This window comes from Streptomyces sp. LS-MS-L19, from assembly GCF_058382285.1.
Window position 1 is genome coordinate 1,551,358 of sequence record NZ_JBYCLL010000001.1, and the last position, 20,251, is coordinate 1,571,608.

Annotated in this window: 24 protein-coding genes; 8 read left to right on the forward strand and 16 right to left on the reverse strand. The window is 71.6% G+C overall.

The features are described from left to right. The first annotated feature begins 51 nt into the window (after positions 1-51). Positions 52-543, forward strand: a complete 492-nt coding sequence (locus AC2XR2_RS06725; RefSeq protein WP_449348567.1) for a hypothetical protein — start codon at positions 52-54, stop codon at positions 541-543. Between the two features lie 49 nt (positions 544-592). Here AC2XR2_RS06725 and AC2XR2_RS06730 read toward each other — a convergent pair whose 3' ends face one another. The 7 genes from AC2XR2_RS06730 to AC2XR2_RS06760 form a co-directional block, all read right to left on the reverse strand. Next, complete coding sequence (locus tag AC2XR2_RS06730) at positions 593-1,114, reverse strand: hypothetical protein (protein ID WP_491514571.1); 522 nt, start codon at positions 1,112-1,114, stop codon at positions 593-595. A gap of 610 nt (positions 1,115-1,724) precedes the next feature. Next, complete coding sequence (locus AC2XR2_RS06735) at positions 1,725-2,408, reverse strand: uracil-DNA glycosylase (RefSeq protein ID WP_381300790.1); 684 nt, start codon at positions 2,406-2,408, stop codon at positions 1,725-1,727. Between the two features lie 91 nt (positions 2,409-2,499). Further along, positions 2,500-4,080, reverse strand: a complete 1,581-nt coding sequence (locus AC2XR2_RS06740; RefSeq protein ID WP_381300791.1) for an ABC transporter substrate-binding protein — start codon at positions 4,078-4,080, stop codon at positions 2,500-2,502. 191 nt (positions 4,081-4,271) lie between these two features. Next, positions 4,272-5,036, reverse strand: a complete 765-nt coding sequence (locus AC2XR2_RS06745) for an SDR family oxidoreductase (protein WP_381300792.1) — start codon at positions 5,034-5,036, stop codon at positions 4,272-4,274. Between the two features lie 12 nt (positions 5,037-5,048). Next, positions 5,049-5,810, reverse strand: a complete 762-nt coding sequence (gene fabG / locus AC2XR2_RS06750) for a 3-oxoacyl-ACP reductase FabG (protein WP_330268310.1) — start codon at positions 5,808-5,810, stop codon at positions 5,049-5,051. A 132-nt stretch (positions 5,811-5,942) separates the two neighbouring features. Further along, entirely contained in the window at positions 5,943-6,392 is a 450-nt protein-coding gene (locus AC2XR2_RS06755; protein WP_381300796.1) for a DUF3037 domain-containing protein, read from the reverse strand. Beyond that, positions 6,389-7,153 (reverse strand): HipA family kinase, encoded by a 765-nt coding sequence (locus tag AC2XR2_RS06760; RefSeq protein ID WP_491514572.1) that lies wholly within the window; start codon positions 7,151-7,153, stop codon positions 6,389-6,391. The genes AC2XR2_RS06755 and AC2XR2_RS06760 overlap by 4 nt, the downstream gene beginning before the upstream one ends. Before the next feature lie 155 nt (positions 7,154-7,308). Between AC2XR2_RS06760 and AC2XR2_RS06765 the strand changes: the two genes are divergently transcribed. Next, a complete protein-coding gene (locus AC2XR2_RS06765) occupies positions 7,309-7,797 on the forward strand; it encodes a Rieske (2Fe-2S) protein (protein WP_449348565.1) in 489 nt (162 codons plus the stop codon). On the opposite strand, the gene AC2XR2_RS06770 is transcribed toward AC2XR2_RS06765, so the two are convergent. Further along, on the reverse strand, positions 7,784-8,440 hold the full coding sequence (locus AC2XR2_RS06770) for a cysteine hydrolase family protein (RefSeq protein ID WP_381300801.1): 657 nt from the start codon (positions 8,438-8,440) through the stop codon (positions 7,784-7,786). The two genes, AC2XR2_RS06765 and AC2XR2_RS06770, sit on opposite strands and share 14 nt — an antisense overlap. 135 nt (positions 8,441-8,575) lie before the next feature. On the opposite strand from AC2XR2_RS06770, the gene AC2XR2_RS06775 reads away from it, so the two are divergent. Continuing rightward, on the forward strand, positions 8,576-9,043 hold the full coding sequence (locus AC2XR2_RS06775; RefSeq protein ID WP_330268305.1) for a pyridoxamine 5'-phosphate oxidase family protein: 468 nt from the start codon (positions 8,576-8,578) through the stop codon (positions 9,041-9,043). A 73-nt stretch (positions 9,044-9,116) separates the two neighbouring features. Here the strand turns inward: AC2XR2_RS06775 and AC2XR2_RS06780 are convergent, their stop codons facing one another. Beyond that, a complete protein-coding gene (locus AC2XR2_RS06780; protein ID WP_491514573.1) occupies positions 9,117-10,019 on the reverse strand; it encodes a LysR family transcriptional regulator in 903 nt (300 codons plus the stop codon). Positions 10,020-10,024: 5 nt separating this feature from the next. Next, complete coding sequence (locus AC2XR2_RS06785; protein WP_449348562.1) at positions 10,025-11,374, reverse strand: aminotransferase class I/II-fold pyridoxal phosphate-dependent enzyme; 1,350 nt, start codon at positions 11,372-11,374, stop codon at positions 10,025-10,027. A 35-nt stretch (positions 11,375-11,409) separates the two neighbouring features. Between AC2XR2_RS06785 and AC2XR2_RS06790 the strand changes: the two genes are divergently transcribed. Both AC2XR2_RS06790 and AC2XR2_RS06795 read left to right on the forward strand, forming a co-directional pair. Beyond that, the gene (locus AC2XR2_RS06790; protein WP_491514574.1) at positions 11,410-12,093 is read left to right on the forward strand and encodes a pyridoxamine 5'-phosphate oxidase family protein; all 684 of its coding nucleotides are present in this window, start codon (positions 11,410-11,412) and stop codon (positions 12,091-12,093) included. Beyond that, positions 12,093-12,725, forward strand: coding sequence for an FMN-binding negative transcriptional regulator (locus tag AC2XR2_RS06795; protein WP_491514575.1), 633 nt, complete (start codon positions 12,093-12,095; stop codon positions 12,723-12,725). Before AC2XR2_RS06790 ends, AC2XR2_RS06795 begins: the two co-directional genes overlap by 1 nt. 38 nt (positions 12,726-12,763) lie before the next feature. On the opposite strand, the gene AC2XR2_RS06800 is transcribed toward AC2XR2_RS06795, so the two are convergent. From AC2XR2_RS06800 to AC2XR2_RS06810, 3 genes are all read right to left on the reverse strand, one after another. Beyond that, positions 12,764-13,702 carry a DMT family transporter gene (locus AC2XR2_RS06800; RefSeq protein WP_449348559.1) on the reverse strand — a complete coding sequence of 313 codons (939 nt, stop codon included), beginning with the start codon at positions 13,700-13,702 and terminating at the stop codon, positions 12,764-12,766. 191 nt (positions 13,703-13,893) lie between these two features. Beyond that, positions 13,894-14,892: an EamA family transporter gene (locus AC2XR2_RS06805; protein ID WP_491514576.1), complete on the reverse strand. Its 999-nt coding sequence runs from the start codon at positions 14,890-14,892 to the stop codon at positions 13,894-13,896. A gap of 77 nt (positions 14,893-14,969) precedes the next feature. Beyond that, positions 14,970-15,572 (reverse strand): Clp protease N-terminal domain-containing protein, encoded by a 603-nt coding sequence (locus tag AC2XR2_RS06810; RefSeq protein ID WP_491514577.1) that lies wholly within the window; start codon positions 15,570-15,572, stop codon positions 14,970-14,972. A gap of 198 nt (positions 15,573-15,770) precedes the next feature. Between AC2XR2_RS06810 and AC2XR2_RS06815 the strand changes: the two genes are divergently transcribed. Then, the gene (locus AC2XR2_RS06815; protein ID WP_381300858.1) at positions 15,771-15,959 is read left to right on the forward strand and encodes a hypothetical protein; all 189 of its coding nucleotides are present in this window, start codon (positions 15,771-15,773) and stop codon (positions 15,957-15,959) included. Positions 15,960-16,057: 98 nt separating this feature from the next. Next, positions 16,058-16,486, forward strand: coding sequence for a type II toxin-antitoxin system Rv0910 family toxin (locus AC2XR2_RS06820; RefSeq protein WP_381300813.1), 429 nt, complete (start codon positions 16,058-16,060; stop codon positions 16,484-16,486). Positions 16,487-16,564: 78 nt separating this feature from the next. Here the strand turns inward: AC2XR2_RS06820 and AC2XR2_RS06825 are convergent, their stop codons facing one another. Next, positions 16,565-17,194, reverse strand: a complete 630-nt coding sequence (locus AC2XR2_RS06825; protein WP_028810074.1) for a PadR family transcriptional regulator — start codon at positions 17,192-17,194, stop codon at positions 16,565-16,567. 160 nt (positions 17,195-17,354) lie between these two features. On the opposite strand from AC2XR2_RS06825, the gene AC2XR2_RS06830 reads away from it, so the two are divergent. Continuing rightward, complete coding sequence (locus tag AC2XR2_RS06830) at positions 17,355-18,251, forward strand: aminoglycoside phosphotransferase family protein (RefSeq protein WP_491514578.1); 897 nt, start codon at positions 17,355-17,357, stop codon at positions 18,249-18,251. A 12-nt stretch (positions 18,252-18,263) separates the two neighbouring features. Here AC2XR2_RS06830 and AC2XR2_RS06835 read toward each other — a convergent pair whose 3' ends face one another. Both AC2XR2_RS06835 and AC2XR2_RS06840 read right to left on the reverse strand, forming a co-directional pair. Further along, a complete protein-coding gene (locus AC2XR2_RS06835) occupies positions 18,264-19,229 on the reverse strand; it encodes a DUF1152 domain-containing protein (protein WP_491514579.1) in 966 nt (321 codons plus the stop codon). A 125-nt stretch (positions 19,230-19,354) separates the two neighbouring features. Then, positions 19,355-20,251 (reverse strand): alpha/beta hydrolase, encoded by an 897-nt coding sequence (locus AC2XR2_RS06840; RefSeq protein ID WP_491514580.1) that lies wholly within the window; start codon positions 20,249-20,251, stop codon positions 19,355-19,357.

A 20,251-nucleotide genomic window follows, 5' to 3' on the forward strand; every position in this document is an offset into this window, starting at 1 on the left:
AGAGTGACGCGGGTGCATCGAACCACGACTACCGCAACGCTCCTGGTCACCGTGGCTGTCTCGGCCCTCACCGGCTGTGTGACGATCCAGCGTCCACCGGTGACCGGGCCGCCGCCCACCATGGCGCCTTCGCAGCTGCCGGGCCCGGGGGACGCCCGTCCGGACGGTCAGGCGGAGCCGCAGATCGTGCAGGCTCCGGCGCAGGAGGCCCTGTCCATGATCGAAGCGTCCCGGTCGGCGAAGCCGGCCGGAACCGCACCACGCACCGCACCGGGGACGACTGCGGCCCCCGCACGACCGGAGCGCCACCAGCCGGACCACTCCCGTCCGGAACACCCCGCGCACCCGGCGCCTCCCGAGCGGCGGCACCCGGACGTACGCCATCCCCGGCAGCCGCGCGTGGAGATCCCGGACGTGGCCCGGTCGATCCCCAAGTCGGTCCCCAGGAGCCAGCAGGACGTCTGCGCGCTGGGCAGGAAGTACGGCCGCTGGCAGGAGGGCAGCCCCGAGACGGTCATCTGCGAGCAGACCTACGGCCGCTGAGGAACCGGGTGCGGTCGGTCGGGCTCCGGGGCGTCCGGTCGCCGGGGTGTCAGGGCTGCTGTCGCGGCGGCCCCCAGCCTCCGTCACCGGCCGCTCCCCCTTCGCCGAGCCGCAGCTCGAGTCTGCTGATCTCGGCCCGTACCCCGTCGCTGTAGCCGTCCTCGCCGAGGTGGGCCGAGGCCCTGCGGGCCCGGCGTACGTGCGAGCGGGCGGCGTCGGTACGGCCGAGGCGCACATAGTCCGCGGCCAGATTCAGATGCAGCGCGGGATACAGGGCGCGTACGGCGAGCGCGCCCTCGTGACGGGTGAGGCGGTCGTCGGTGAGCTCCTCGGCGGCCGTCAGCGCCCTGAGATCCCAGGCGAGCTCGTCGCAGGGGTCGTCCTGGGCGTCGGCCATGTAGTGCGCGAGGGTGCAGCGGTGCAGCGGGTCGCCGTCCTCGCCGAGCTCCGCCCACAGGGCCAGGAAGCGGTGCCGGGCCTCCTCGCGGTCCCCCGCGTGGCACAGCATGACGACCTGCCCGATCCGCGTCATCACGGCATCCGGCGCCGCCATCTCCTGTCGCTCCGTCAAAGCGTCCTCCGGCCTCGTTCGGCTGTGTCGCTGTCCCTTTCGACGCTAGGCCCTGGGCACCGGTTCACGTCGGCGGCGCGTGGCCCGTTACGCCCATCTGCGACACGGCGACCACCGACTCCGGCAGAATCGGCCGCGCCCGCGCAGAGCGCGAGATCGCGTCACTCCCCACGGACCAGGCATCACCGCTCCCCCGAGCCGGCCCACGTGCCCCGCTACGACCACCTCACCAGCCCACGCTCCCCTTGCACCCGGGCCAAGCCGGCTGGCACCGGCCCGATCCGCGGGGACCGACCACCACCGACGTCATGTCGGCGGCGCGTGGTCAGCCGCACCCGCGCAGAGCCCCTGATCGCATCGCTCCCCACGGGTCGGCATCACCGCTTTCCCCCCGGGCCGGACCCCGCTACGGCCACCTCACCAGCCCACGCTCGCCCGCGCCGGACACGTCCGACCGGCACCGAGCCAATCCGCCGACGCCGGCCCCGACCACCGACGACATCGGCCACCCACGAGGTCACGGCCACCGCAATCCACACCCCGGCCCGCCGAACGCCCCCCATCAGAATCTCCCGGCCGGTCCCCCGTCGCTTCGGCCCGCCGGCGGGCGTCAGCCGAGGTTCGGGATCGTCCAGTCGATCGGATCGTGGCCCTGCGCCGCGACCGCCTCGTTGATCTGGGTGAACGGGCGGGAGCCGAAGAACTTCTTGGCCGAGAGCGGGGAGGGGTGCGCGCCCTTGACCACCACGTGCCGGCTCTCGTCGATCAGGGGGAGCTTCTTCTGGGCGTAGTTGCCCCACAGTACGAAGACCGCCGGGTCGGGCCGCTCGGCCACCGCCCGGATCACCGCGTCGGTGAACTTCTCCCAGCCCTTGCCCTTGTGGGAGTTGGCCTCACCGGAACGGACCGTGAGCACCGCGTTGAGCAGCAGGACGCCCTGCTGGGCCCACGGCATGAGATAGCCGTTGTCCGGGATCTCCAGGCCCAGCTCCTCCTTCATCTCCTTGTAGATGTTCCGGAGGGAGGGCGGGGTCTTGACGCCCGGGCGGACCGAGAAGCACAGCCCGTGTCCCTGGCCCTCGCCGTGGTACGGGTCCTGGCCGAGGACCAGGACCTTCACCTGGTCGTAGGGCGTCGCGTCGAGCGCGGCGAAGACCTCCTCGCGCGGCGGGTAGACGGGACCCTTCGCCCGCTCGTCCTCGACGAACTCCGTCAGCTCCTTGAAGTACGGCTGCTGGAGCTCGTCACCCAGAACCCCGCGCCAGGACTCGGGCAGCATGGCGATGTCGGTCACGTCAATTCCTCACGATGTGCGGTCACTTGCAGGCTTCAGAACCTACAGGCGCCCACTGACAATCGCCGCCGCCCGTCCCGGAATCCGGGACCTACCAGCTGGTCTTCCAGTACAGCTCCCACATCGTCATCATCGTCGCCGGGTCGATGACCTTCTCGAGGCCCGCGATCTCCTCGTTCGCGGCCACGTACTGCTTGCCCTGCCACAGCGGCACCAGCCGTGCGTCGTCCACGAAGACCTGCTGGGCCTCCTCGATCTGCGGCCCCACGGCCCCGCGGTCGCTCTCCGCGCGGGACTCCGGCAGCAGCTTGCCGGTGATCTCGGGGGCGTCGTACGGAGTGCCGAGGGCGTTCTGCTTGCCCACGAAGGGGGCGATGAAGTTGTCGGCGTCGTGGAAGTCGGGGAACCAGCCGCGCCCGAACACGGGGTACTCGCCGTTCTGGTAGCCCTCGACGTAGGTCTTCCACGGGCGGCTCTTGAGGGTGATCCGGAACAGCCCGGAGGCCTCCAGCTGCTTCTTCAGCTCCTCGAAGGCGGGCTTGGTCGTCGAGCCGTAGCGGTCGCTGGTGTACCAGAGGGTCAGCGGGACACGCTCGGTGATGCCGGCGTCCGTGAGGAGCTTCTTGGCCTTGGGCACGCTGGGGTCCCCGAAGTCGTCGAAGAAGCTGGTGGTGTGGCCGGTCAGTCCGGCCGGGACCATCGAGTAGAGCGGTTCGACGGTGTCCTTGTAGACGTAGTGCACGAGCGCGGGACGGTCGACGATCTGGGCGACGGCCTTGCGGACGGCGGGCTTGGCGGACCACGGGTCGCTGGGGTTGAAGACCAGGTAACTGATCTCGGTGGTGGGGTTCTCGATGAGCTGGAGCCCCTCCTTCTGCTGGTTGACCTCGATGTCGACGGTGTCGGAGGCGCCGAGTCCGCGGTAGACGACCGCGATCTCCTTGTCCTTGAGGGCCTTGACCATCTCGTCGGACCGCGGGAAGTAGCGGATGGTGACGGCGTTGTTCTTGAGGTCCGCTATGCCCTTGTAGTTGTTGTTGCGGACGAGCTCGGCCTTCTCGCCCTCCTGGTAGGAGTCGAGGCTGTAGGGCCCGGAGCCGCTGATCTTGCCGTCCTTGCGGATCGCGGTCGCGGAGTACTCCTCGGGATCCACGATCGACATGGCGGGTGTGGTGAGCACCAGGGGGAAGGTGGCGTCGGGCTGGCTGAGGTGGAAGACGACCTCGCGGTCGCCCTTGACCTGCACGCGGGACAGGGTGCCCAGAAGGCCCGCGGGGCCGCCGTTGACGTTGATCTTCTTGATCCGGTCGAACGAGTACTTGACGGCCTTGGCGTCCAGGGTGTGCCCGTTGGAGAACTCCAGCCCCTCGCGCAGCGTGCAGCTGTACTCGGTGCTCGACGAGTCGGTGAACTCGCAGTGCTCGGCGGCGTCGGGTTCGGGGTCGGAGCCGCCGGGCGAGTAGTTCAGGAGTGTCTGGTAGACGTTGCGGAACAGCTCCCAGGAGTTGTCCCAGGAGGCCGCCGGGTCCAGCGTGGCCGGGGCACTGGTGGTTCCCACGACGATCGTCTTGCCGTCGTCGGAGGAGTCCGAGGAGAACACACCGCATCCGGCCACCGTGGAAAGGGACACGAGGGCCGCGAAAGGCGGCAGGTATCGGTTCCGCATGAACACGCGCTCGCTCCTCGAAATGCCGTGCCGAGAGTCGGCAAAACATACCGCAGGGCCACGCACACTCAACCGGTTCGTCCACAGGCGGCCTGATCATCTCATCGGTGATGACCCTGTGATGCCTTTGTGCGGCTTTTGTGCGTCGACACGGGCGCCGTCGGTGTCAACGGACGCCCGTGCCGAGGTGACGACGATCAGCCCACGCCGGCGTTGAGGAAGATGCCGCCGTCGACGACGAGCGTCTGGCCGGTGACCCAGTCGGACTGCGCCGAGGTGAGGAAGGCCGCGGCACCGCCGATGTCGGAGGGCACCCCGAGCCGCGCCAGCGGGTAGGACGCGGCGGCCTCGGCCTCGCGGCCCTCGTACAGGGCGGAGGCGAACTTGGTCTTCACGACGGCCGGGGCGATCGCGTTGACCCGCACGCCCGGCGCGAACTCGTGGGCGAGCTGCTGGGTGAGGTTGATCAGCGCGGCCTTGCTGACGCCGTACGCGGCGATGAAGGGCGAGGGCGCGATGCCCGCGACGGAGGCGATGTTGACGATCGCGCCGCCGTTGTCCTTCTGCCAGGCGTGCCAGGTCTTCTGGGCGAAGCCGAGCGCGGAGATCACGTTGGTCTCGAAGACCTTGCGCGCCACATTGAGGTCGAGGTCGGCGATCGGCCCGAACACCGGGTTGGTGCCGGCGTTGTTGACGAGGAAGTCGACCCGGCCGAAGGCCTCCATGGCGCGCTCGACGGCGACGGCCTGGTGCGCCTCGTCGTGCGCCTTGCCCGCGACACCGATGGCCCGGTCGGAGCCGAGCTGTTCGACGGCCTCCTTGAGGGCGTCCTCGTTGCGGCCGGTGATGACCACCCGGTCGCCGCGCGCGACGAGCGCCTCGGCGACGCCGTAACCGATACCGCGGCTGGCGCCCGTGATGAGCGCGACCTTGCCCGAGAGCTCGGGGAGTTGCGAAGTCATGGTTCCGTTTCCCTAGTCGAGCGGTCCGCCGGCGACGTACAGCACCTGGCCGGATACGAACCCGGCCGCCTCGCCGGTGAAGAAGGCGATGGCGTTGGCGATGTCGTCGGGCTCGCCCACGCGCGCCACCGGGATCTGGGTGGCGGCCGCGGCCTTGAACTCCTCGAAGCCCATGCCCACGCGCTCGGCGGTCGCGGCGGTCATGTCGGTGGCGATGAAGCCGGGCGCGACGGCGTTGGCGGTGATGCCGAACTTGCCGAGCTCGATGGCGAGGGTCTTGGTGAAGCCCTGGAGACCGGCCTTGGCGGCGGAGTAGTTGGCCTGGCCGCGGTTGCCGAGCGCCGAGGAGGAGGACAGGTTGACCACGCGGCCGAAGCCGGCGTCGACCATGTGCTTCTGGACGGCCTTGGTCATCAGGAAGGAGCCGCGCAGGTGGACGTTCAGGACGGTGTCCCAGTCCGAGACGCTCATCTTGAACAGCAGGTTGTCGCGGAGCACGCCCGCGTTGTTGACGAGGATCGTCGGCGCGCCGAGCTCCTCGACCACGCGTGCGACGGCCGCCTCGACCTGGGCCTCGTCGGAGACGTCGGCGCCGACGGCGATGGCCCGGCCACCGGCCGCGGTGATCTTCTCCACGGTGTCCTTGCAGGCGGCCTCGTCGAGGTCGATCACGGCGACCGCGCGGCCCTCGGCCGCCAGTCGTACGGCGGTGGCGGCACCGATGCCGCGCGCGGCACCGGTGACGACGGCTACCCGCTGCTCAGTGGTGGACATTGCTGATTCTCCTCGCCCTTGAGAACGTTCGGCCCGACCCGGTCGGTGAGCGACCGCTTAGTACCTTCGGCAGACGTGACGCTAGAAGCCCTGGCACGCGGTGTCAACGTCCCACGGGACCGGTGTGATCCATTACCTCACCAGCAGGTCGAGCAGGCGGTCCGGCTCGGCCGCCGGATCCAGGGTGAGTCCGGTGTGCACGGGGCCTGGCTGGACGATCGTGGAGCGGGGCGCGACGAGCCACCGGAAGCGGCGTCCGGCGTCGTCGCGCGCGGCCGGTCCGGCGTCCTCCCGGCCCGCACAGACCGCCTCGACGGCCCGCAGCGCGGCCCGCACCCCGGCCACGTCGGCCTCCGGGTCGAGCGCCCGCAGCCGCTCCTCGTCGAGGTGGGTGCGCACGCCGACGTAGGCCTTGGCGCGGCAGTACACGAGCACACCGGCGTTGATGCACTCGCCGCGCTCGATCCGGGGGACGACCCGCAGCAGGACGTACTCGAAGACGTCCCGTTCACTGGTCCGCCCACCCCTGATGACATGGCGTTCGACCACACTGCCGGCCATGTGGATGTGCCGCTCGGTCACTTGTCCCCCTCGATTCCCGTGATGCGTTCGTGGACCGCGGCGGCCCGCAGGAGCAGTGGCCGGGCGTAGGCCCTTCTGAGCTCGTCCGGGGTGTCGAAGCCGGGCTCGTCCGCCAGCCAGGCGTCCGGGATCTCGGCGGTGACCTCGGCGAGCAGCTCCTCGGTGACCCGGGGGGCCAGTGCGGCGGCGGCCGCGGCGACATCCGGCGCGAACGGCTTCAGGACGTGGTCCGAGGCGTCGTAGGGACGCGCGGCGGACTTCTCGGCGCCGGGCCAGTTGTGCTGCCAGATCATGGTCGCGCCGTGGTCGATGAGCCACACCTCGCCCCGCCACCACAGCAGGTTGGGGTTGCGCCAGGAGCGGTCGACGTTGTTGACCAGGGCGTCGAACCAGAGGATCCGGCCGGCCTCCTCGGGGCCGACCGGGAAGGCGAGCGGATCGAAGCCGAGGGCGCCGGAGAGGAAGTCCATGCCGAGGTTGGTGCCGCCGCTGGACCTCAGCAGTTCCTGCACCCGCTCGTCGGGTTCACCGAGCCCCAGGTCGGGGTCGAGGTCGAGGGTCAGCAGCCGCGGCACCCGGAAGCCGAGCCGCCGCGCGAGCTCACCGGCCACCACTTCGGCGACCAGCGTCTTACGGCCCTGGCCCGCGCCGGTGAACTTGATCACGTACGTCCCGTGGTCGTCGGCCTCGACGAGACCCGGCAGCGAGCCGCCCTCCCGCAGGGGCGTGATGAAGCGGGTCGCGATGGCTTCCTTGAGCATCGCCCCAGGTTACTGGCCGACAGCGAAGCGACAGCTCTGGCTTATGGGCGTCTGATCTCGAACACGTTTAGATCTCGACATCGTCTGAACAGGGGACGGCGACCGGCCGTACCACTGGACAGTTCCATGAATTCCGCACTGGAAGGACGTTCAGCATGACCAGCGAACTGCCTCAATCCGTTCCGGCACCTGCCCGCCGTACCGTCGTGGCGGCGGTGGGCGCGGCGGGGCTCGCCGTCGCGCTGACCGCCTGCGGATCGGACAGCGACTCCTCGGACTCGTCCACCAGCCAGGCCGACCAGAACGCGGGCAGCGGCGGGGCGAGCTCCGACAGCGGCGCCTCGTCCGGCTCCGGGGGCACCGCCCTGGCCAAGACCAGTGACATCCCCGAGGGCGGTGGCACGATCTTCAAGGACAAGGGCGTGGTGGTCACCCAGCCGACGGCGGGCACCTTCAAGGCCTTCTCGTCCAAGTGCACCCACCAGGGCTGCGCGGTGGGCAGCGTGGCCAAGGGCGTCATCGTCTGCCCCTGTCACAACAGTGAGTTCTCGGTCGAGGACGGCAGCGTCAAGAAGGGGCCCGCGACCCAGCCGCTGCCCGCCGCGCAGATCACCGTGAGCGGGGACTCGATCACGCTGGCCTGACCCGCGTGCGCCGGTGCCGGCCGAGTCCGCCCAGCACCTCGTCGGTGGTCGCGACCGTGGCGACCAGGGCGAGGGTGTGGCGGATCATCACGGGGGTGTAGTCGGAGGGCACCCCCGCGATGGCGTCGCTCGGCACGACCACCGTGTAACCGCGGTTCACGGCGTCGAAGACGGCGTTCGGCACGGCCACGTTGGCGGACACCCCGGTCACCACCAGGGTGCGGCAGCCGAGGTTGCGCAGCAGCGCGTCGACCTCGGTGCCCTGGATCGGCGACAGCCCGTGCAGCCGCCGTACGACGAAGTCCTCCTCGCCGACCTCGATCGGGGCCGCCACCCGCACCGCGGTGGTCCCGGACAGCTGCTGGACGGGCAGGCGTTCGGCGGCGCGGAAGAGGCGGGCGTTGCGGTTCGCGCCGCGCCCGTCCGGGCGGCGTTCGGCGATCGCGTGGATCACCTGCACCCCGCTCTCGTGGGCGGCGGCGACTAGCCGGGCGATGTTGGCGAGCGCGCCCGACTTCCGTGCCTCCTGGGCGAGTTCGGGCAGCGCGCTGTCCGGTCCGACGACGCCCTGCTGACACTCGACGGTGAGCAGGACGGTGCTCTCGGGAGCGAGGAGCTCGCTGAGTTGTTCGTACGACGGCACGGTTCCCCCTAGTCACGGGTGGCCGGAGCCGGTGACAGTAGCCACCATTGCGTGGGGACGGAAGACGACCCATCCTTTTCTGACGTGATGTCAGAGGATCTCCTCTGACACGACGTGAGAGAAAGAGGGGGATCCATGACCGTCACTCAGCGCCGGGGCCGGAAGATCATGATGACGCCGGGCGAGCTGGACGAGTTCCTCACCAGCCAGCGCACCTGCCGGGTCGCCACGGTCTCCGCCGACGGTGCCCCGCACGTGAGCACTCTGTGGTTCGCCTGGGACGGCACCTCGATGTGGCTGTACTCCGTCGTGCGCAGCAAGCGCTGGACGGATCTGCGGCGCGATCCGCGGGTGGCGATCGTGGTCGACACGGGTGAGGAGTACGACGAGCTCCAGGGCGTCGAGCTGTCCGGGACCGTGGAGTTCGTGGGCGAGGCCCCGCGCACCGGCGAGCTGTGCGCCGAACTCGACGTCCCCGAAACGCTGTTCGCCCGCAAGAACTTCCGCCTGGAGGAGATGCCGCACGACGGGCGGCACGCGTGGATACGGCTGACCCCGGAGAAGATCGTGTCCTGGGACTTCCGCAAGCTGGGGTCCGTGTAGCCCGCACGGCCGACCGCCCGCCAAGGGCTGCCGCGCTCAAGGGACTTGCCGCGCTCAACCGGAATGCCGGCGCTCAAACAGCCTGCCGCGCGGCCGACTTCAGCGCCTCGACCGCCGCCCGGATCGACGGGCGGCGGTCGGCGTCCGTACGCCACACCGCGTAGACGTGCCGGCTGACCGACTGCCGCACCGGCACGGTCCGCACCCCGTCCGGGACCGGGCCGCGGCCGAGCCGGGGCGCCACGCACACACCGAGTCCCGCGCCGACCAGGGCGAGTTGGGTCGCGTGTTCCTCCGCGCGGTGCGCGACGCGCGGTTCGATGCCCTTGGCGCGCAGGGTGTGCATCAGCCACTCGTGACAGAACTCGTTCTCACCCCAGGTGACCCAGTCGTCGTCGGCGAAGTCCTCCAGGTCGACCTCGGCGCGGTGCGCGTGGCGGTGGGTCGCGGGCATCGCCACGTCGGCGGTGTCGTCGACGATCGACGCCTTCATCAGCCCGTCCGGCACGGGCAGCGGCTTGTTGTACCAGTCCAGGACGACCGCGAGGTCGTAACCGCCGCGGAGGACCGCCAGCATCGCGGGTTCGGGCTCCGTCTCGCGCGAGCTGATCCGCAGTCCCGGATGCGTCGAGCGCAGGGCGGCCAGCGCGACGGGGAACAGACCGCGCGCGGCCGTCGGGAAGGCTGCGAGCCGCAACTCACCCACCACCTGGCCGCGTTGGGCCTCCAGATCGGACTGGGCGAGTTCGACCTGGGACAGGATGCGGGCCGCGTGCTCGGCCAGCAGGCGGCCCGCGTCGGTGAGCCGCACGCCCCGGCCGTTCTTGGCGAGGAGTCGCTGGCCGACCTCGCGCTCCAGCTTGGACAGCTGCTGCGAGACCGCCGACGTCGTGATGTGCAGCCCCTCGGCGGCACCGCTGACCGAGCCGAGCCGGGCCAGCGCGTCGAGGGTGCGAAGGCGCTCCAGGTTCAGCATGCGGGTCACCTCTCCACGCGGTGGTGCGAGCGGATATGCGCGGGCGCCGGGCCCACGGCCCTGGCGACGGCGTCCGCCAAGGGGGCAACCTCATCGGCCTGCAGGCTCGCGACCGTCACCCGGATTCCCTGGGGCGCGCCCATTCTGAAGCGGGCTCCCGGGGCGACCGCCCAGCCGGCGTGCAGGAGCCGGGCCACCGCGCCGGTCTCGTCCGGGACCGGGATCCAGACGTTCAGTCCGCTGCGGCCGTGGGCCTCGACGCCGTGGGCCGCCAGTGCGCCGATCAGCCGGTCCCTGCGTTCGCGATAGGCCGCCGCGACCTTCGCCGTGTCCAGCACACCGTCCGCCCACAGGTTCACCACGGCCCGCTGGGTGATCCGGCTGACCCAGCCGGGGCCGAGGCGGTGCCGGCCGTGGACGCGGTCGACGGTGGTCTCGTCGCCGGTGAGGACGGCCAGCCGCAGGTCGGGGCCGTAGGCCTTGGCCGCCGAGCGGACGAAGGCCCAGTGCCGGGTGACACCGGCGAGGGGGTGCAGCGGGAGGTCGACGATGCCGTGGCCGTGGTCGTCCTCGATCAGGAGGGTGTCCGGGTGGTCCGCGAGGACCGCGCGCAGGGCACGCGCGCGTGCGGCGGTCACCGAGGCGCCGGTCGGGTTCTGGGCGCGGTCCGTCACGATCAGGGCCCGGGCGCCCGACTCCAGGGCTCGGCGCACGTCCTCGGCGTGCGGGCCGTCGTCGTCGACGCCCACCGGGGCGATGCGCAGGCCGAGGGCCGGGATCAGGTCGAGGAGGCTGCCCCAGCCGGGGTCCTCCACGGCGACGGTGTCGCCCGGTCTGAGGTGGGCGGCCAGGACGCGTTCGATGACGTCGAGGGACCCGGAGGCCACGGCGAGCGGACCGGCCGGGACGCCGTCCGCGTCCAGTGCCGCGCGGGCGAGCCGCGCCAGCTCGGGATCCACGGTCGCCTCCCCGTACAGGACCGGCTCCCGGTCGCCCTGTGCGGCGGCGGCCGCGAAGGCGGGGCCGAGCGGGGGCAGCAGCGCCGGGTCCGGGTTGCCGTTCGCCACGTCCCGCACGCCGTCCGGGACCTCCACGCGGATGTACTCGCGCCCCGTGGTCGCCGGCTTCGACCGCACCCGGCTGCCCCGACGCCCGGCGGTCTCGATGACCCCGCGCTCGCGCAGGGTCCGGTACGCGGCCGCGACCGTATTGGGATTCACGCCCAGCTCCAGGGCCAACTCCCGCATGGGCGGCAGCAGTTGACCGGGCTCCAGCTCTCCCGCACCCACCGCGCCCTCGACGCTCGCTGCAATCTCCGCTGCGCGTCGGCCTGAGATCCGATATCCTCCTAGCACAAAGCAGATTATGCACTAGTGCAATGGAGAACGCAATGCAGGGGACCACCGCGACCACGCCGGAGCCGACCGCATACGCGCCGACCGACCGCACCGTCCCGACGCGCTCCCCCGACCGGGCCTCCTACGACCGGGAACTGGTGCACTCGATACTCGACGAGGGCTACGTCTGCCACCTCGGCTTCGTCCGGGACGGCGCCCCGGTGGTGCTGCCCACGCTGTACGGCCGGGTCGGCGAGCGGCTCTACGTCCACGGCTCGACGGGTTCGCGCCCGCTGCGGATGACCGGCAAGGCGGACCCCGGCCTGCCGGTGTGCCTGACGGTCACGCATGTCGACGCGCTGATCCTGGCCCGCTCGGCCTTCCACCACTCGATCAACTACCGGTCGGTGGTGGTGCACGGACTCGCCTACGACGTCACCGACCCCGAGGAGAAGCGCCTCGCCCTCGACGCCCTGGTCGACCACGTCGTCCCGGGCCGCGCCCGGGACTCCCGCCCCGCCAACAAGAAGGAGCTGGCCGCCACCGCCGTCATCCGCCTCGACCTCGACGAGGTCTCCGCCAAGCTCCGCACCGGCGGGGTCAACGACGAGCCCGAGGACCTCTCACTCCCCCACTGGGCCGGCGTCCTCCCCCTGCAGAAGGGCTACGGCACCCCCGTCGCCGACGCCGAACTCGCCCCCGGCACCGAGGTTCCCGACTACCTGACGGCCCTGTGATGCTGATCCACCCCTGGGACGCGGCCCGCTCGGACGCCGAGTGGCAACAGTGGCTCGCCGTCCACGACTTCGGCCAGCTGGCCGTCAACGGGCTTTCCGGCGAGCCCCCGTTCGTCCAGCCGCTCCACTTCTTCTACGACCCCGAGCGCGGCGAGGCCCTGACCCACCTGGCGCGCCCCAACCCGCTGTGGGGCGCCCTGGAGGCGAACCCGGAGGTCGTGCTGAGCGTGGTCGACGACTACGCCTACGTCCCCGGTCCCTGGCAGGCCGACCCGGGAGTCCCCTCCACCCACGGCACACCCACGAGCTTCTACGCGGCCGTCCAACTCCGTTGCCGGGCCCATGTGGTGGACGACCCGGGCGAGAAGGCCGCGCTGCTGAACCTCCAGGTCGGCCACTTCCAGCCGGAGGGCGGCTCCGCTCCGGTCGCGGTGGGCGAGGTGCCGTACGGTCGGATGCTGTCGGGCATCCGGGGACTGCGGCTGGAAGTGACCGCCGTGCGGGCGAAGTTCAAGTACGCCGGCAAGCGGACCGCGGAGGTGCGGGAGCGGATCGCACAGGCGCTGGCGGACCGGGACGGCCCGGGGGACGCGGCGGCGCGCGAGCATCTGCTGCGGCGGCAGCACTCCTGACCGAGGGGGCCCCTCACCGAGAAGGGCCCCCTCGCCTGTCAGGCGGGCACGCGCGTCTCCGTCACCGCGAGCCCCGCGACCGCGCCCAGCATCAGCAGGGTGCCGAGGAGGACGGCCGGGGTGAGGCGCTCACCGAACAGCACGACGGCCAGGACCGCCGCGCTCACCGGTTCGAGCAGCATGATCACGGAGACGGTGGTGGAGCGGACGACCGCCGCGGCCGCGAAGTAGAGGCCATAGGCGAGGGCGGTCGGGACGATCGCCAGGTAGACCAACAGGCCGATGAACAGGGCGGGTCGAGCGGTGTGCGGCAGCAGGCCCTCCGCCGCCGCGAACGGCAGCAGACAGACGCTGGTGACCGCGAACACGCCGACGGACGTACCGCTGGAGTCGGCCTTGGCGGCGCGCGTGATCAGGGTCATCACACAGCATCCGGCCGCCGAGAGCAGCCCGAGGAACACGCCCAGTGGCCGTACGGCCGCCCCCGGGCCACCGAGCGTCAGCACCCCGAGTCCGGCGAGCGCGCCGGCGACGGCGACGGCTCCGCTCCGGCCGAGCCGCTCCCCCAGCACCAGCCGTGCGCCGAGTGCGATGAGGACGGGGCCCGCGCCGAGGGTGACGACGGTGGCCACGGCCAGCCCGGTGGACCGTACGGCGGCGAAGTAGGCGGTCTGGAACACCGCGAGCCCGAGGCCCGTGGCACCGACGCGCAGTGCCCGGTGGAGGAGGGGTTCCGAGACGGCCGTACGCATGGATGGCCTTGTGGGGCGGACGGCGTCGCGTGAGCGTGCGAGGCGGACGGTGAGCAGCACCGCCAGGCCGGTCGCGCAGCGCCAGAAGGACAGGGCCGCCGGGCCCAGGTCAGTGGTGCGGTAGACGAGGGAGGCGACCGCTCCCGCGGTGCCCCAGGCGGTACCGGCGATGATCAGGTAGACGAGGCCTCGCCCGATGGGCAGGCCTGAGGAAGCATGCGACACGTGTTCTCTCCGCAGATGCGCCGAGGCGCGGAAGTTCGGAAGAGGACGCCCGCTCGGTGGCGGGGTCCGCGGACTTCGTCTGCGGGCAGCACCGTCACGCCCGGCGGTCTGCCGGGCGTGGACTCCGGAGGGCCCGCCTCAGGCGGCCGGCGGAGGGGTGACGAGCAGCGGCGTGTGCATGGTCCCGGAGCCTAGGCGGCGTTCTCCCGGGCGGACAACCGACTTTCGGCGCCGCCGGTGGCGACCGGCTCCACGGAGCCCTTGGCCGGGGTCGAGGACTGCGCGATGAAGGCGCCGAGAAGCACGACCGCACCGCCCACGATCTGCGGTGCCGAGAGGTGTTCGCCGAGCAGCACCCACGCCAGGACGGTCGCGACGACCGCTTCGAGACAGGCCACGACCCCGGCTATCGCCGGGGAGAGCCTGCGCACCGAGACCACGCCGGTGATGTACGCGACGACGGTGGCCACGAGCACGGTCCAGCCGAGCAGCAGTCCGGCCGCGACCGGGGTGCCGTTCATGTCGGCATGGTGCGTGAGGACGGAGAAGTCCATGGTCCACGGGCGGGCGACGACGGTCAGGACGACGGTGCCGACGAGCAGTCCGTACGCGATGACGCCGAGCGGGTCGGGGGCCTGCTCGCCGCTGTCGCTGCCCTGGTCGGACAGGACGAAGTAGCAGACCTGGCAGCAGGCGGCGCCGAGCGCGAGGAGCAGTCCGAGGGCGTCGAAGCTCAGCCCCGACCAGACCTCGACGACGCAGGCGAGCCCGCCGACCGCGAGGACCACGCCGAGTGCGGCGGCACGCGTGACCGGGCGCCGCTGCACGAACCGCACCCAGCCGAGCACCAGGGCGGGCGCGAGGTACTCGACGAGCAGGGCGACACCGACGGGGATGCGGGAGATCGAGGCGAAGTAGAAGGCCTGGACACCGGCCACCCCCAGCAGGCCGAACCCGGCGAGCAGGGCGGGCCGGCCGCGCAGCAGCGCGCGGTGGCGCACGGCGAGCGGCAGCATCACGAGGGCGGCGCCGGCCACCCGCAGCCACACCACGTGGAGCGGGTCGAGGCCCGCCTCGATCAACGGCTTGGCCGCGACCCCGGATCCACCGAAGGCGAGCGCGGAGACCAGCGCGAGACCGAGCCCCGTGCCCCTGCCGTCACCGGCCCTGCTGCTCTCAGAGGTATGCACCGACCCATGATGACAGGGGACGACATGAGCGTCACCCCCGTTGACTCCTGTCTCATCGGCTGGACCGCGGGACTCCCCTAGCGATCCCTTCGCCACGGGTGGCCCCACAGGCCTCCCGGCAGGAGGTCGTCGAGCCGTGCGCGCACGTCCCCGGCGTCGATTCCGGCGCGGGCCAGCACCTCAACGGCCCGGGACTCGGGGTTCACCAGGATCGCCGTGAGCAGGTCGACTCCACGGGCCGGGCCGCCGTCACGATGCCCGGCACGGACCCGGGCGTACCGCATCGCCTCGGCGGCGAGCGGCGAGTAGCCCTCGTCCGCGGCCGGGGCGGAGTCAGCGCCGAGGTCCCCGGCCGCGGGCACGACCGGGACCGCTCCGGAGTCCTCGACCGTGCCCTGCCAGCGCAGTCCGTAGCCGATGCTGCGCTGCACGAGGTAGCCGAGCAGCCGGGGCAGTTGGGGCTCACTCTCGAAGACGGCGTAGGCCTCCGGGTCGGCGTCCAGCAGGGAGTGCAGCAGATGGGCCGTGTCGATCTGCCGGTCCCCGTCCCGGAGCGCGCGCCTGCGGGCGCCGGACACGACCGCCGCCAGTTCCGCGCTGAGCCTGGCATCGTCGTCCGGAGCGACCTGCGGCGGGCGGCCCTGGTCGCGGGCCGACTGCCGGGGGATACGGGGGTGCACATCCCCCACCTCATCAGTCCCACCGTGGCGCGTCATCCCCGAGGGGAAGCATCTTCGCGTCCCACGCAGTGCGGACCCCGGGGGCGGGAATCTCCTCCTTACGGAGGAGATCAGGCCGTTCCGCCCCGGTGGGCGCGCGCCGCCTTGCCGCGCGCCCCTCGCGCAACCGCGGTACGACGTCGTTCGTCCCACACAGGCGTGGAGAGCGGGAGCTGGCTGGTGGCCCTGCCGGCCGTGGACGGCAGGCAGTACGTGTACCGGGTGTACGCCCCGGAGGACGCGCGGCTCGCGGACCTGTTCTGGGATGCCTGGCACTGCCACGACGAGAGCGCGTTCCCGCGCGCGTGGGACCTGTTCGACGCGGCGACGATACGGCCGGTCGGCTGAGCCGCGTCCACATTTTCTGACGGTTCATCAGTATTGAATGTTGCGATGCCTGCGGCTACTTTCCGCGACACCACAGCCCGACACGAAGAGGTGGCCGCATGGCGGAAATCAGCGCGGAGGCACGCGTCCAGGCACCCGCGGAGAGGGTCTGGGCCCAGCTCACGGACTGGTCCTCGTACGGGGAGTGGAACGCGACCCACACCAGCTTCCCCAAGGGCGGCCCGGCGGTGCTGGAAGTGGGCGCGACCTTCCAGGAGAACATGAAGCTGATGGGCTTCCCCGCCGAGGTCGAGTGGACCGTCGACCAGGTGGAGCCGGCCCGGCTGTTCGCCATCCGGGGCAAGGGCCCGATGGCGGTGAGCGTGGCCACGCGCTACACCCTGACCCCCGACGGCGACGCCACCGACGTCCGCATCGACGGCGAGTTCACGGGCGCCGCCGTGTCCCTGATGGCGGGCAAGCTCAAGGACTCGGGGACGGCCGCGCTGAACGAGTCCCTGCGGAAGCTGGCCGGACTGGTGGAGTGAGCAGGCCGTGAGCCGGCCGCACGCGTTGGGCGCCCCGCGGATTGCTCCACGGGGCGCCCTTTCACGGCCGTACGACCGTCAGTCCTCGTCGGCGAGGATGAGGTACAGCTTCTTGCGGGCCTCGTTGATGACGGCCACCGCCTTGTCGCGCTGTTCCTTGTTGCCGGTCTTCCAGACCTGGCCGAAGGCCTCCATCAGGCCGAAGCCGGCCTGGCGGATCTCGCCGAGCGCCTCGAAGTCGATGCCGCGGGAGGCCTCCTCCCAGGGCGCGTCGGGGCCCTCGTCGGCCGCAGTACGGCCGGCCTCGGTGAGGGAGAACAGCTTCTTGCCGCCCTCGCTCTCACTGGCGATCAGCCCCTCGTCCTCCAGCAGCTGGAGGGTGGGGTACACCGAGCCGGGGCTGGGCTTCCACGCCCCGCCGCTGCGCTCGGCGATCTCCTGGATCATCTCGTAACCGTGCATGGGCCGGTCCTTCAGCAGGGCCAGGATCGATGCCCGCACGTCACCGCGCCGGGCCCGCCCCCGGGGTCCACCCCTGCCCCTCGGCCCCCAGGGCCCGGGACCGAACCCGGGTCCACCGAACGGCCCGCCGGGACCACCCGGCCCACCGGGGCCGAACGGCCCGAAGGCACCACGCCGTCCCTCAAAGCCACCACGACCCTGACGACCGGCTCCACCATGTCCACGCTCGAATCCGTGGGAACGCATCGCAATCACTCCATTCCATCGTTGATCTGTCGCGATGCCTCAACGATATATCGGAACTGTTCGCATGGCAAGGGCCGCCGGAAAACCCGGTCGATCCGGCTCCCGGCCGCATGAATACTGGCTGGCGTCTCAGCTGATCCGGTCCAGGGAGCTTCCGGGAATGACCATGCACGACGACCAGGTGGACGTGACCACCGACACCGTTGCGGCCTTGGTCAGGGAGCAGTTCCCTCATTGGAGCGGCGAGGAGATCCGACGCCTGCCGTCGACCGGGACGGTCCACGCCATCTTCCGTATCGGGAGCGGCCTCTCCGCACGTTTCCCGCTGCGCCTGGCCGACGCCGACGAGACGCTGGCGGTTCTGGAACGGGAGGCCCGGGCGAGCGCGGAGTTGGCGCAGGTCTCCCGGTTCCCCGTCCCGGAACCCGTCGCCCTGGGAAAGCCCGGGGCGGGTCACCCCATGCCGTGGGCGGTCCAGACATGGCTGCCGGGAACGGTCGCCACGGACGCCGACCCGAGCGGCTCGGACGCCTTTGCCGAGGACCTCGCGGCCTTCATCGCGGCCCTGCGGGGCGCCGGGACACAAGGGCGGTTGTTCAGCGGCGACAACCGCGGTGGCGTCATCTCCGACCACGACGCCTGGATGGCGAAGTGCTTCGAGGAGAGCGAAGGGCTGCTCGACGTGCCGCGGCTGCGCCGGCTGTGGGGCCGCTTCCGTGAGCTGCCCCGCACGAGTGCCGACGTGATGAGCCACGGCGACCTGATCCCCGGCAACGTGCTGGTCACGGGAGACCGGCTCAGCGGTGTGCTCGACACCGGCGGCTTCGGTCCGGCCGACCCCGCACTGGACCTGGTCAGCGCCTGGCACCTGCTGGAGCCGGGCCCGCGGGACGTGCTCCGGCGGGCCCTGGCCTGCGACGACCTGGAGTGGGAGCGCGGCAAGGCATGGGCGTTCGAGCAGGCGATGGGCCTCGTCTGGTACTACGTCGAGAGCAATCCGGCGATGAGCCGCTTGGGGCGCCGGACGCTCGACCGCATTCTTGAGTCGACGGAGTGACGTGACCCCGGCTCAGTGCGGGAAGGCCCGCGGCGGACGCTGCCGGGGCAGCGTGGCGCGGAACTCCTCGATCACGGAACTCACCTGCCGCATCAGCGCGGTCCGCTCGAGCAGACCGAGGTAGAGGTTGCGCCGGGCCAGTCCCGGCAGGTCCACACAGAAGTACAGCGCCATCAGCGGGTTGACGAACAACTCGCCGCCCTTGGTCCTCTCCGTGAAGCGGACGTCGCCGAAGTCACCGCGCACGGCGGCGGCGACGGATCCGTTCACGATGCTCGGGTGGCCCGCGGTGTGGCGCTGGGCGTGTGCCACCGCGTCGAGGTAGAGGGCGCCCTCCCGCGTGGCCCCGAGCAGCGAGAACGCGCCGAGATAGGCACCGTCCCGGTCCAGCGCGGCCAGGTTCTCCAGTACGAGCGAGTGGTTCACGCCGTGATAGGCGTCCACACCGAAGCCGAGGCAGGCCACCAGCCGGTGCGGGACCTCGTCGAGCCCGTTCACGGCGGCCAGGCTCGCCATGTCCTCCTCGGGGGTGCCGAGACCGTGTTCGTCACCGCGCATCAGGATGTCGGTCCCGCCGTCCACCAGCACGACCGCGTCGACACCGCCGAGATGTGTGATCAACGTCCGGTAGGCCGCCCGCAGCGGACCGACCCCGACGGTCGGGAACGCGTACACGGTCGACGGCAGGTCCTGCGCCGCGAGCCACCGGGCGAGGGTCCGTTCGGGAAAGTAGTCGCCGCGCAGTGGAGTGTCGGGCCCGACGGCCGCGACGTCCTGGTCCACCCACACATCGAGGTCCAGGCCGTACAGATCGGCGAAGGACAGGTTGGCGAGGTACACCTCCTTGCCCGCGGACCGCAAGGCGAGTGCCAGCGGCAGCCCGGCGTACACGTCGAAACCACCGCCCGCACCGGCGACAAGCACCCGCCGCGCATCGCGCAGGCGGGTGAAGAACGCGGGCTCCCCCAGAGAGATCACCGCACGACGCTAGCAGGAGAGCGAGCGGGTACCGGGGCGATGTCGGTCGCCTGGGGCGCGGCCAGATGCGGACGAGCACTCGGGCCACCACCTCCGCCACTCCCCGGCACCCGCCTCGCCTCCCCTCAGTCGCTCAACGCCTCCCGCAAGCTGCTCGCCATCAGGTCGATCGCCGCCTTCCCCGTCGGCACCGGCCCCGTGTGGGTGAAGTAGTGGTCGACGCCCTCGAAGACGCGGTGGGTGACCGGGACCCCCGCGGCCTCCAGGGCCTTGGCGTAGGCGTCGCCCTCGTCGCGCAGGCGGTCGTTCTCCGCCGTGATGACCAGCGCGGGCGGGAGCCCGGCGAGGTCCTCGGCGAGCGCGGGCGAGACCAGGGGGTGGGCGCGGTCCGCGGGGTCCGGGACGTAGGCCGCCGTGAAGATCCGCATGAGCTGGGGAGTCAGCAGCGGCTTGGCGACGAGGGACCGCTTGGTGGCCGGGTCCGCCTGCTGGTCCAGCGGTGCCGAGTCGATGATCTGGAGGCGCGGCGTGAAGGTGCCGCGCTCCCTGGCCAGCCGGCACACCGCGGCGGTCAGGTTGGCCCCGGCGCTGTGTCCGCCGACGGCGAGGCGCGAGCCGTCCCAGCCACCCACGGCACCGTTCTCGGCGACCCACGCGGTCACGTCGTAGGCCTGGGTGACGGGTGCCGGATACGGCCGCTGCGGCGCGACGGCGTAGTCGACGTTGATCACGACACAGCCGGCCGTGGCCGCGATGTACCGGCAGATGTGATCGTCCTGCTCGGCGCGGGCCACCACGAACCCGCCCCCGTGGAAGTTGACGTACACGGGGGCGGGAGTGTCGGAGGTGCCGGCCGTCGGGCGGTAGACGGTGCAGGTCACCGGACCGGCGCCGGTCTCCACCCGCAGGGTCTCGGTGTGCGCCGGGATCTCGGTGAAGCGCAGGTCCTGGTGGACACGGGACATGACCCGGCTCAGCAGGAGCTGGATCCCTCTGGCCTGGATTCGGGAGCTGAACGGCAT